This window comes from Serratia sp. TSA_105.2, assembly GCF_052692115.1.
Map to the genome: position 1 here is coordinate 92,706 of NZ_JBQZFT010000012.1, position 11,948 is coordinate 104,653.

Annotated in this window: 10 protein-coding genes; 4 read left to right on the top strand and 6 right to left on the bottom strand. The window is 62.3% G+C overall.

Annotation, left to right across the window (positions count from 1 at the left end):
• Nucleotides 1-484 precede the first annotated feature (484 nt).
• The gene (locus ACUTSC_RS22845) at nucleotides 485-1,459 is read left to right on the top strand and encodes an alpha/beta hydrolase fold domain-containing protein (protein WP_197767884.1); all 975 of its coding nucleotides are present in this window, start codon (nucleotides 485-487) and stop codon (nucleotides 1,457-1,459) included.
• 2 nt (nucleotides 1,460-1,461) lie between these two features.
• On the opposite strand, the gene ACUTSC_RS22850 is transcribed toward ACUTSC_RS22845, so the two are convergent.
• From ACUTSC_RS22850 to ACUTSC_RS22875, 6 genes are all read right to left on the bottom strand, one after another.
• Entirely contained in the window at nucleotides 1,462-2,430 is a 969-nt protein-coding gene (locus ACUTSC_RS22850) for an oligopeptide/dipeptide ABC transporter ATP-binding protein (RefSeq protein WP_197767885.1), read from the bottom strand.
• Nucleotides 2,420-3,406, bottom strand: a complete 987-nt coding sequence (locus tag ACUTSC_RS22855) for an oligopeptide/dipeptide ABC transporter ATP-binding protein (RefSeq protein ID WP_197767886.1) — start codon at nucleotides 3,404-3,406, stop codon at nucleotides 2,420-2,422. Before ACUTSC_RS22855 ends, ACUTSC_RS22850 begins: the two co-directional genes overlap by 11 nt.
• Nucleotides 3,403-4,353: an oligopeptide ABC transporter permease gene (opp4C, locus tag ACUTSC_RS22860; RefSeq protein WP_197772873.1), complete on the bottom strand. Its 951-nt coding sequence runs from the start codon at nucleotides 4,351-4,353 to the stop codon at nucleotides 3,403-3,405. The genes ACUTSC_RS22855 and opp4C overlap by 4 nt, the downstream gene beginning before the upstream one ends.
• Nucleotides 4,354-4,357: 4 nt before the next feature.
• Nucleotides 4,358-5,314, bottom strand: a complete 957-nt coding sequence (locus ACUTSC_RS22865) for an ABC transporter permease (protein ID WP_048234726.1) — start codon at nucleotides 5,312-5,314, stop codon at nucleotides 4,358-4,360.
• Between the two features lie 48 nt (nucleotides 5,315-5,362).
• Nucleotides 5,363-7,018 (bottom strand): ABC transporter substrate-binding protein, encoded by a 1,656-nt coding sequence (locus ACUTSC_RS22870; protein WP_445653556.1) that lies wholly within the window; start codon nucleotides 7,016-7,018, stop codon nucleotides 5,363-5,365.
• Nucleotides 7,019-7,205: 187 nt separating this feature from the next.
• Complete coding sequence (locus ACUTSC_RS22875; protein ID WP_107226590.1) at nucleotides 7,206-8,624, bottom strand: aminotransferase-like domain-containing protein; 1,419 nt, start codon at nucleotides 8,622-8,624, stop codon at nucleotides 7,206-7,208.
• Between the two features lie 144 nt (nucleotides 8,625-8,768).
• Between ACUTSC_RS22875 and ACUTSC_RS22880 the strand changes: the two genes are divergently transcribed.
• From ACUTSC_RS22880 to ACUTSC_RS22890, 3 genes are read left to right on the top strand one after another with little or no spacing between them, the layout of a single operon-like run.
• The gene (locus tag ACUTSC_RS22880) at nucleotides 8,769-10,169 is read left to right on the top strand and encodes a cytochrome ubiquinol oxidase subunit I (protein ID WP_004934615.1); all 1,401 of its coding nucleotides are present in this window, start codon (nucleotides 8,769-8,771) and stop codon (nucleotides 10,167-10,169) included.
• A gap of 2 nt (nucleotides 10,170-10,171) precedes the next feature.
• On the top strand, nucleotides 10,172-11,179 hold the full coding sequence (gene cydB, locus ACUTSC_RS22885) for a cytochrome d ubiquinol oxidase subunit II (RefSeq protein ID WP_197767888.1): 1,008 nt from the start codon (nucleotides 10,172-10,174) through the stop codon (nucleotides 11,177-11,179).
• Nucleotides 11,180-11,193: 14 nt separating this feature from the next.
• On the top strand, nucleotides 11,194-11,346 hold the full coding sequence (locus ACUTSC_RS22890; RefSeq protein ID WP_071605360.1) for a DUF2474 domain-containing protein: 153 nt from the start codon (nucleotides 11,194-11,196) through the stop codon (nucleotides 11,344-11,346).
• The last annotated feature ends 602 nt before the right edge of the window (nucleotides 11,347-11,948 follow it).

The window sequence follows — 11,948 nt, forward strand, 5'->3', positions numbered from 1 at the left end:
TGGCGTATATCCGGTCCCTGAACGGGGAGTAAATGTTAACGAGCAGTTAAAATACATGTCGTTTGATAAAGAGTGTAGAGCAGCTATCGTGCCAAAACGGGATTTTTGCCGTATTTTGCTATTTTTTACGTTAAAACAACGGCTTATAATGAATATTTATTCATTTTCTATGCATTGGTAATGCATAAATTAAAAAATAAGGCCTAAAATCATCATTGCGCGCGAAATCCTATTCAATTACGAAAAACTTTAGAATTTCTGATCGGGCTCGCAAAAATAATTTCCCCCCCTTTGCTCGCTATCACGCTTTTTGCCCCCATCGGGTGCAGCGGTGCGCCAAAATTGTGCAACGCGGCAGCGACGCAGAGATCTCCCCCGCCATGCTCCCGCAACAAGGCCGCGCTGACCGCGGCTCCTGCTTTGTGCGCCAGCGTCTACACTGTGATCCTGACCGCCCCTTCTCTTCTGCGCACAAGGAGTCACCATGCCCAAGAAAACCGTCGATCTCAGCCAGCCACACGCCCAGCACGACATCCGCGCGTTTCTCGACGCGCTGAATGCCGGCGGCGGTAAACCCATGGAACAGATGAAGCCCAAAGAGGCGCGCAGGGTCTTGGAGGACGCGCAGCGCAGCGTCGAGGTGCCGCTGCGCGAGGTCGAGATCAGCGAGAAAACCATTCACGTAGAAGGTCAGGATATTCTATTGCAGCTGGTGCGGCCGGCCAGGGTCAAAGAGGCGTTGCCGGTATTCATGTTCTTTCACGGCGGCGGCTGGGTGCTGGGCGATTTCCCCACCCATGAACGGCTGGTGCGCGATCTGGTGCACAGCTCAGGCGCGGCGGCGGTGTTCGTCAACTATCCCCGTTCACCGGAGGTGCGCTACCCTGAGGCGATCAACCTGGCTTACGCCGCCACCGAATGGGTGGCCGAGTACGGCGAGAAGATCAACGTCGACGGTTCGCGGCTGGCGGTGGTCGGCAACAGCGCCGGCGGCAATATGGCGGCGGTGGTCAGCCTGATGGCCAAAGAGAAAGGCATACCGGCGCTGCGTTGCCAGATCCTGCTGTGGCCCGTCACCCGCGCCCAGTTTGATACCGACTCCTATCATCAGTTCGCCGAAGGCCATTTCTTGACTCGCAACATGATGAAGTGGTTTTGGGACAGCTACGCGCCCGATAAGGCGCAGCGCAAAGACATCTACGCCTCGCCGCTCAACGCCACGCCGGAACAGCTGCGGGGTTTGCCGCCGGCGCTGGTGCAAACCGCCGAGCTGGACGTTCTGCGCGATGAGGGCGAAGCCTACGCGCGTCTGCTCGATGCCGCCGGCGTCGAGGTCACCGCCACCCGCTATAACGGGCTGATCCACGACTACGGCCTGTTGAACCCGCTCGCCCACGTCCCGGCGGTGCATTCGGCGATCCACCAGGCCGGGCGCGCGTTGAAGCACTACCTGTCCTGACGCTAACCGACCACGTGGCACGCCACCTGATGACCGGGCGCCACGCTGCGCAGGTGCGGCGCCTGTTCACGGCACTGCGCCGTGGCCAGCGGGCAGCGCGGATGGAAACGGCAGCCGCGCGGCGGGTTGGCGGGATTCGGCGGTTCGCCGCTTGCCACCTGCGGCGGCAAGCGATGCGCATCCAGCGTCGGCACCGCCGCCAGCAAGGCCTGCGTGTAGGGATGCAGCGGCCGGCGAAATAACGCATCGCGGTCGGCGCTCTCGACGATCTGCCCCAGGTACATCACCGCCACGTCCTGACACAGATGCTCTACCACGCCGAGATCGTGCGAAATAAACAGCAGCGTCACCCCCTGCCGTTCCTGCAAATCGGAAAACAGATTGATAATCTGCGCCTGAATCGACACGTCGAGCGCCGATATCGGTTCGTCGGCGACGATAAACTCCGGCTGCAGGATCAGCGCGCGCGCGATGCCGATGCGCTGGCGCTGGCCGCCGGAAAACTCATGCGGAAACCGCCCGTAATGCTGTGGAGACAGCCCGCAGATCGACAGGGTATCGAGCACCCGCTCGCGCAGTTCCGCCTTGCTCGCCAGGCCGTGCTGCAACAGCGCTTCGCCAATGGCGTCGCCTACGCGCAGGCGCGGATTCAGCGAGCTGTAGGGATCCTGAAACACCAGCTGCATTTTCGGCCGCAGAGCGCGCAACGCCTCTTTGCTCAGGCTATCCAGCGTCTTCCCTTTGAACATCACTTCGCCGGCGGTTTTGTCGTGCAGGCCGAGCAGCGTGCGGCCGACGGTGGTTTTGCCGCTGCCGGACTCGCCCACCAGCCCGAAAATTCGGCCCTTGCGAATGCTGAAGCTGACGTCGTCCACCGCCTTCAACTGGCCGGTGGTTCGCCCGAACAGCCCGTCGCGCAGCGGGAAATATTTCTTTAATCCTTTCACTTCCACCAGAGGTTCAATCGACATGGGGGCGCCCTCCGGCGTTGAGGAAACAGGCGGACTGGCGCTGTGGTGTGCCGTATAGCGGCGGAATGCCATCGCGGCAGCGAGCGGAGGCCTGCGCACAACGCTCGGCAAACGCACAGTGTTCAGGCAAGCGCGCCAGATCCGGCACCTGGCCGGGAATGGAATACAGGCGGCGGAGCCGCTGGCCCGGCACCGGCCGCGAGGCGATCAGACCCTGAGTATAAGGATGCCGCGGCTCGTCCAACACTTCCCGCGTCGTGCCCTGCTCGACGACGCGCCCGGCGTACATCACCGCCAGCCGGTCCGTCATCTGGGCGATCACCCCGAGATCGTGGGTGATCAAGATCATCGCCATGTTATGTCGCCGGCTCTGCTCGCGCAGCAACGCCAGGATCTGCGCCTGTACCGTGACGTCGAGCGCCGTGGTCGGCTCATCGGCGATCAGCAGCGCCGGGCGGCATCCGATCGCCATGGCGATCATCACGCGCTGCAGCATGCCACCGGACAGTTGATGCGGGTAGCAGCGCATCAGCGCCTCCGCACGCGCCAACCCCACTTCCGCCAGCCGTTGCACCGCCTGACCCCAGGCCGCTTTCGGCGACAGGGCCAGGTGGCGAATCAGCGGCTCCACCAGCTGTTCGCCGAGGGTCAACACCGGATTGAGCGCGCTCATCGGTTCCTGAAAGATCATCGCCAGCCGGTTGCCGCGCAGATCGGCCATCTTTGATGCCCGCAGCGACAGCAGGTTCTGCCCTTCAAAGCGAATCTCACCGCCGTCTACCTGCGCCAGCGGCTGCGGCAACAGCCCCATCAGCGCCATGGCGGTCACGCTTTTGCCGCAGCCCGACTCGCCGACGATCCCCAGCGTTTGCCCGGCCTGCAGTTCCAGGCTGACCTGTTGCACCGCCCGCACCGGCCCTTGCTCTCCCTGAAACGACACCGACAGTCGATCGAACGCCACCAGCGGTTGACTCATGGTGTTACCCCGTTCATTTTCGGATCGAGCGCGTCCCGCAGGCCGTCGCCCAAGATATTGATCGCCACCACGGTGACGAAAATCGCCAGCCCCGGCGGCATCCACAGCCAGGGGCGGCGCTGAAAGTCGATCAGGCTGTTGGCGGCATCCATCATGTTGCCCCACGATGGCGTCGGCGGCACCACGCCCAGCCCGAGGTAGCTCAACGCCGATTCGCTGAGGATGGCGTTGGCCACCGCCATGGTGGCCACCACCACCAAAATCGGCACGGTGTTGGGCAGCAGATGGCCGAAAAGACGCCGACGGGTGGAGAGCCCCAGCACCTCGGTGGCCAGCATGAAATCCCGCTCGCGCAGCGACAGGATCTGGCCGCGCACCAGCCGCGCCAGCGACGGCCAGCCCAGCAGGCTCAGCATGATCATCACCATGTAGATGCGGTAGTCCGGCGAGACGTCGAGCTCGGTCAGCATCGCCCCCATGATGATCAGCAGCGGCAGGCCGGGAATGGTCATCAGCAGATCGGCGAAGCGCATGATCAGCCGATCCGCCACACCGCCCAGATAACCGGCAAGCGCACCCAGCACATAGCCCAGCGTCACCGACAGCAGCATCGACACCAGGCCGATGGTCAGCGATATCCGCCCCGCCAGCAGCAGCCGGGTGCAGATATCGCGGCCGAGAAAGTCGGTGCCCAACCAGTGCGCGCCGCTCGGTGCCTGATTGATATTCAGCACATCGCCGGCGTCGTCGCGCCACGGCGACAGCGACGGCCCAATCAGGCACAGCAGCGCCAACAGCACCAGCAACGCCAGCGAGATCATCGCCGGCCGGTGGCGGCGCAGCCGTCGCCAGGCCTGCGCGGCGGGCGGCGGCGACAGTTGCGCCAGTGCCGGCAGCTGCGCCTGGCGCCAGCGGCGACGGCGGCCGAAAAACAACGTAGCCAACATAGCGTTACCTCAAACGAATGCGCGGATCGGCATAGGCGTACAGAATGTCCGCCAGCAGATTGCCGAGGATGGTCAGGGCCGCCAGAAACAGCGTGAATCCCATCAGTACCGGGTAATCACGCGCCGCCAGCGAATCGATATGGATATGTCCGGCGCCCGGCCAGTTGAAGATTTTTTCGGTGATCAGCGCGCCGGAGAACAATCCCGGCAGTTCGAACCCCAGCAGGGTGACGATCGGCAACAGCGCATTGCGCAGCGCGTGTTTGAGGATCACCGTTTTCTCCCTGAGCCCCTTGGCGCGCGCGGTGCGGATATAGTCCATGCGGATCACGTCCAGCATGCTGGCGCGGAAATAGCGCGTCAGGCTGCCGGCCTGCAGCATCACCAGCGCCAGCACCGGCAGCAGCAGGTGCGCCGCCACCTCCAGCGCCCAGGCCAGTCCGCTCGCTTCGCTGCCGGTGCGCAGCATGCCGCCCGCCGGCAACCAGTGCAGATCGACGGCGAACCATTTGATCAGCAGCAGACACAGGAAGAACGTCGGAAACGACATGGCGGCGAACACCGCCACGGTGATCAGATGATCGAACAGCGAATAGGGTTTCATCGCCGAGATCACCCCCACCGCCAGCGCGATGCCCCAATACAGCACCATCGCCACCGCCGCCAGCAGGAACGAGTTCCAGATGTATTGGTTCAGCAGCGTGCTGACCGGGATCTGGTACTGCAGCGAAAAACCGAGATCGCCCTGCAGCAGCCGGCCGAGCCAGTGCAGGTAGCGGCTGAACAACGGCTGATCCAACCCGTACAGCGCCCGCAGCTCGGCGGCGCGTTGCGCGGTCAGGTTGATGTTGCCGTCGATAAAGTCGCCGGGCGCCAGGGCGAAGATGCAAAAAATCAGCAAGGAAGCCAGCAACAGCATCGGGATAGTCTGTAACAGACGGCGCAGGATAAAGTTTCTCATCGCGGGTTCCATCGCCGCCGCCCGGAGTGGCGCGGCGGCGTCAGGGCGTTACGGCGCCGGTTTGACGTTCGGCAGGCTGCCGACCAAACCGTTGTAGATATCCGGTTTAAAGCCGATGACGCGCGCGCTGCTGGCGCTCAAAATCTCGCGGTTGCCGAGCAGGATCACCGGCGGATCGTCCGCCAGCGCTTGATACAGCTGGTGGTACAGCGGCTTACGCTGCGCGATATCCAGCGTAGCGTTGGCCCTGGCGATCAGCGCGTCTACCTGCGAGTTGTGATAGCCGGTTTCGCTCTCGCTGCTGATGAAATCGCGCACGCCGTCGTGCGGATCGTTCAGCGTGCTGGTGCTGAGGGACGCCAGGTCGTAATTGCCCGCCTTGCGCTGCGCCAGCAGCGCGTTGAAGTCCAATACCTGCGGTTTCAGTACCACGCCGAGCCGGCGATAGTTATCCTTGGCGATCGGCACCAGCGCATCGTTGATCAGCTTTTTGGTCACCAGCAGCGTCAGTTCCAGCTTTTTACCGTCTTTTTGCCGAATGCCGTCCGCGCCCACTCGCCAACCTGCCTCGTCCAACAGCTTCCCGGCCCTGTCGAGATCGTAAGCGTAGGGATTGATCCCGTTCGCGTCATAAGCCCAGGAGATCGGCGAGATCGGCTGGTTGGCGACCTTGCCGTAACCCTGGTACACCACGGCGATCAGCCTTTGCCGATCCAGGCCGTAGATCAGCGCCTGACGCACCCGTTTGTCCTGCAGCGCCGGGCGCTTGAGATTGAAGTCGATGCGGCTGTAATCGCTTGAGCTGTAAAGGTTGATATTGGCGAAGCCGAGCAGCTTGAGCTGTTCGATATCGTCCGGTTTGGCGGTAAAAGCGTCGTAGTCGGTCTCACCGGTCTGGAACAGCTGGAAGTTGGTGGCCGGGTTGGTGACTCGGTAGATAAAGCGCGCCATCGGCGGCGCACCGAGGTAGAAGTTCGGGTTGGCGTGGAAGCGGATCTCCTGCCCCGGCACGTACTTGTCGTAAATATAGGGGCCGTTGCCGAGCGGCTTGCCGTTGAAGGCGCGCACGCCGTCAAGCTTGCCGCGCTGATAGTCTTTGCCGTAGTAAGCCCGCGACAGCACCGGGCCGCCGATCAGTTGCAACGTGGTCGCGCCCGGTTGGGTGGTGACGATCTGAATGGTGCGATCGTCGATCACCTTCAGGCCGCTGATGCCGGCGGCGGTGCCGTTTTTATACTCGGCGCCACCCTGGATGTGCGCCGGCGTGATGTCGGTGTCGCCGTCATAGGCCGGATCGTGCAGCAGCGTCAGGGTAAAGGCGATATCGTCGGCTTTCAGCGGCGAGCCGTCGCTGTAGACCAGATTCGGCCGCAGCTTGATGGTGTAGGTCAGATTATCGGGGCTGACCTGCCAGGACTCCGCCAACCGCCCTTCCGGCTTGCCCTGGCTGTCCAGGCCGATCAGGCGGCTGAAGATCACGTCGGTCACGTTCTCGTCCCAGCCGTTGGTGAACAGATACGGGTTGAAAATCCCCTGCGGCTCCGAGATGCCCGCCACCACGGTGTCTTTGCGCAGCTTGGCGGCGGCCGGTACCCGAGCGGCGTCGCTGGCCGGCGTGATGCCTTCGGCCAGCGTTTCCGCCTGCGCGCCGGCGCTCAGCCCCAGCGCGCAGACCAACGCCAGCGGCGTCAGCCGATATCGCAACAGTTTGTTTAACCTATTTTTTATTCTGCTCACCCACAGCCCCTCGTCTTCCCGTTGATAAAAATGTGACAAAATTTATCGCAGAGTAATGGGCGGCTGGAGGGCTGTCTAACAACGAAACCGGCATTCCATTGCCGAAAAAAGCATTATGAATTTTTCTGTGGCGAGGCGCCGTGCAAAATGCGATTCAGCCTGCCGCCGCCAGCCCCCGGATAAGTTTGGCTAAGGTTTTGATCGCCTCTTCAAACCGATCGTTCCATTCAAAAGAGGCGTTGAGACGGAAGCAGTGGTTGAAATGGTCGCCGGTGGTGAACATACGCCCCGGCGCGATGCTGATGCCCCGCGAAAGGGCCCGCCGGTACAGTTCCATCGACGACAGCGCCGGATCCAGCTCCAGCCACAGGAAGTAGCCGCCGTCGGGCTGGCTGACCTTCACCGTCGGCGGGAAATGGTGGGCGATCGCCTGACGCATCGCGCTTTGGCGCTGGGCCAGCAGCCGCCGCAGCCGCCGCAGATGGGTATCATAGCCGCCGTGCAGCAGATAATCCGCCAGCGCCATCTGGGTCGGCACGCTGGTGGAAACGGTGCTCATCAGCTGCAAACGCTGGATCTGCTGCGCATAACGCCCCGCCGCCACCCAGCCGACGCGAAAGCCCGGCGCCAGGCATTTGGAAAACGACGAGCAATGCAGGATCTGGCCGCCGCTGTCGAGCGCCTTGGCCGGCAGCGGCCGTTCCGCGCTGAAGTACAGCTCACCGTAAACGTCATCCTCAATCAGCGAAATCTGTCGGTCGCGCAGCAGCGTCACCAGACGCTGCTTGTTGGCCTCCGGCAGGGTGGCGCCCTGCGGGTTCTGGAAGTGGGTCATCAACCAGCAGGCTTTGATCGGATACTGTTCCACCGCCTGCTGCAGCGCGTCCAGATCGATACCGTCCTGCGGATGCGTGGCGATCGCCACCGCCTTCAACCGCAGCCGTTCCAGCGCCTGCAGCGCGCCGTAAAACGCCGGCGACTCGATCGCCACATAGTCGCCCGGCTGGGTCACCGCCTGCAGGCTGAGGCTGAGCGACTCCATCGCCCCGGCGGTGATGACGATCTCGTCCGGCGCAACCTGCATCCCGCTCAGCGCATAACGCTGGGCGATGTGCCGCCGCAGCGCGTCGTTGCCCGGCGGCAGGTTGGCCAGTGAGCTGTGCGGCGTGAACTTGCGCGCCACGCTGCTCAGCGCGCGCGCCAGCTTCGGCTGGGCGAACAGCGTGGCGTCGGGAAAGGCTGAACCGAAAGGCACGATATCCGGATCCTTGCAGGCCTGCAGCACGTCGAAAATAAAGGCGTTGATGTCCACCTGCTCGCTCAGCAACAGTTTCTCGCCGCGCGAAGGCTGGGGCAGCGGCTGCGGACGCGCCGCCACGTAGTAGCCCGACTGCGGCCGGGCGACGATCCACCCCTGGCTCTCCAGCAGTTGATAGGACTGCACCACCGTCATCAGGCTCAGTCCGGCACGTTTGCCGCTCTCGCGCAGCGAAGGCAGTTTGTCGCCCGCCCGCCACACCCGGTTCTGGATCTGTTCTCTAATCTGCTGCGCAAGCTGCTCGTATCGGGTCATAACCATTAACTGTTATATGAAAAAGTAAAATAACTGTCACTATTATAGTCACTGTACTCCGTGCTTAACTTAACGCCAAGTATTTCACATAAAAATGACAGCTATACTCAAGAGGTTAATTTATGTTCAACCCTAGGAGGCGCCATGCTGGGTCTTGATGCACTGGAACTCGCCAGAATACAGTTCGCCTTCACCGTGTCTTTCCATATCATCTTCCCCGCCATCACCATCGGTTTAGCCAGCTATCTGGCGGTGCTGGAAGGGTTATGGTTGAAAACGCACAATGAAGCCTACCGCGAGCTTTACCATTTCTGGTCAAAGATTTTCGCCGTTAACTTCGGCATGGGCGTCGTGTCCGGGCTGGTGATGGCCTATCAGTTCGGCACCAACTGGAGCTTCTTCTCCGAGTTCGCCGGCAGCATTACCGGGCCGCTGCTGACCTATGAAGTGCTGACCGCCTTCTTCCTCGAAGCCGGTTTCCTCGGCGTGATGCTGTTCGGCTGGAACCGCGTCGGCCCCGGCCTGCACTTCTTCGCTACCTGCATGGTGGCGCTCGGCACGCTGATCTCCACCTTCTGGATCCTGGCCTCCAACAGCTGGATGCAGACGCCGCAGGGGCATGAAATCATCAACGGCCAGGTAGTACCGGTCGACTGGCTGAAGGTGATCTTTAACCCGTCCTTCCCGTACCGCCTGTTGCACATGTCCACCGCCGCCTTCCTCTCCTCGGCGTTCTTCGTCGGCGCCTCCGCCGCCTGGCACCTGCTGCGCGGCCGCGACACCCCGGCGATGCGCAAGATGCTGTCGATGGCGATGTGGATGGCGCTGATCGTCGCGCCGGTGCAGGCGCTGATCGGCGATGCGCACGGCCTGAATACGCTGAAGCACCAGCCGGCGAAGATCGCCGCCATCGAAGGCCACTGGGAAAACCCGCCGGGCGAAGCCACGCCGCTGATCCTGGTCGGTTGGCCGGACATGCAGCGCGAAGAGACCCGCTTCAAGCTGGAGGTGCCGTACCTCGGCAGCCTGATCCTGACCCACAGCCTGACCGAACAAGTGCCGGCACTCAAATCCTTCCCGCCGGAAGATCGCCCCAACTCCACCGTGGTGTTCTGGTCGTTCCGCATCATGGTCGGGCTCGGCATGCTGATGATTCTGGCCGGGGTGTGGAGCCTGTGGCTGCGTTGGCGCGGCGGGCTGTATCAGTCGCGTCCGTTCCTGTACTTCATTTTGTGGATGGGTCCTTCCGGATTGCTGGCGCTGCTGGCGGGCTGGTTCACCACCGAGATCGGCCGCCAGCCGTGGGTGGTGTACGGCCTGCTGCGCACCAAGGACGCGGTCTCCGCGCACGGCGACCTGCACATGAGCATCAGCCTGCTGGCGTTCATCATCGTCTACTGCTCGGTGTTCGGCGTGGGGTATTCCTACATGATGCGCCTGATCCGCAAAGGGCCGCAGCCGCATGAACACCAAGAAGACAATACCGAGGGCCGGCCGGCGCGTCCGCTGTCCGCGGTCAACGACACTCTGGACGACAGGAGCTGAACATGGGTATCGATCTTCCGCTGATTTGGTTTGTGATCATCGTGTTCAGCACCATGATGTATGTGGTGATGGACGGTTTCGACCTGGGCATCGGCATCCTGTTTCCGTGGGTGAAAGAGAGCGGCGACCGCGATCTGATGATGAACACCGTTGCCCCGGTGTGGGACGGCAATGAGACCTGGCTGGTGCTGGGCGGTGCGGCGCTGTTCGGCGCCTTCCCGCTGGCCTACTCGGTGATCCTCAACGCGCTGGCGATCCCGCTGACGCTGATGCTGATCGGGCTGATTTTCCGCGGCGTGGCCTTCGAGTTTCGCTTCAAGGCGAAGCCGGAGAAACGCCATATCTGGGACAAGGCATTTATCTGGGGCTCACTGTTCGCCACCTTCAGCCAGGGTGTGGTGGTAGGCGCCGTGATCAACGGCTTCCCGGTCGAAGGCCGCACCTACGCCGGCGGCGCGCTGGACTGGCTGACGCCGTTCGCGCTGTTCTGCGGGCTGGGGCTGGTGGTGACCTATGCCCTGCTCGGTTGTACCTGGCTGGTGATGAAAACCGCCGGTGACCTGCAGGCGCGCATGTATCATCTGGCGACGCCGCTGCTGGCGATCCTGTTGCTGGTGCTGGCCGCGGTCAGTATTTGGACGCCGATCGCGCATCCGGAAATCGCCGCCCGCTGGTTTACGCTGCCGAACCTGTTCTGGCTGCTGCCGGTGCCGCTGCTGGTGCTGCTCAGCGCCTGGGGAATTCAGCGCGGTGTGAAACGCGGCGCGCACTACTCGCCGTTCATGCTGACGCTGCTGCTGGTGTTCCTCGGCCTGAGCGGGCTTGGCATCAGCATCTGGCCGCACCTGATCCCGCCGGCCATCAGCCTTTGGGACGCCGCCGCCCCGCCGCAGAGCCTCGGCTTTATGCTGGTGGGCGCGCTGTTCATCATCCCGATCATTCTGGTCTACACCTTCTGGAGCTACTACGTGTTCCGCGGCAAGATCAGCCATGAACACGGCTATCACTGAGGAGGGAGGACGCTATGCAAGATAAAACGGCAACCGCTGCGCCGGCGCCCTGGTGGAAACGCATCGGCTGGCTGGTGATCATCTGGAGCGCCAGCGTGCTGGGGCTGTTCGTGGTCGCCTCGCTGTTCCGCCTGCTGATGACCGCGGCGGGCATGAAGTCGCATTGACGCGGCGCCTTATCTGGCCGCGCTGTTGGGAATTTAGGATTGATAAAGAAAATGCCAGGCGAAGACGTTAATACTTGTCAATTAAGCCTGACTGGCATTTTTTATCCCATCTTTGTGTGTTTCGTGCAGCCTGAATTGCCGTAGATGTTCCGCATTTCTCTGTTACTACAATAAACGGCAATTGGAGGGGCCGAAGGCGCGGCCCCTCCACCCACGCCTTCGCTTAACACCATCTGTCCGCTGTGCGGAAATTACTCGGCCCATCCTGGGCCTCGCCCCTTCGGGGCCGCTGCAAGCAGCGTTCAAATCTGCTCCCGGCAGATTTGTCCTCGCCGCGTCTGCATTGTCGGGCGGGTCGGCTGCGACAAACGTCCCTGTTAGTCTCGCCTCAACCGGCCTTCCCTGGCCAGTTGCCCCTGACAACGCCGTCTTGCTCGGCAGCCGGTGATGCGCACCAAAGGTCAACACCTGAGCTGGCAGCTACCGGGCAACCCGTCCTTTATAAGGTTATGGCAGAGAAGAGGAATCGGAGATGAGCACGGTATTGGACGCCCTTGAAGACGCCGAACGCAGGCATAGCGCATTAGGCGAAACCGCCATGG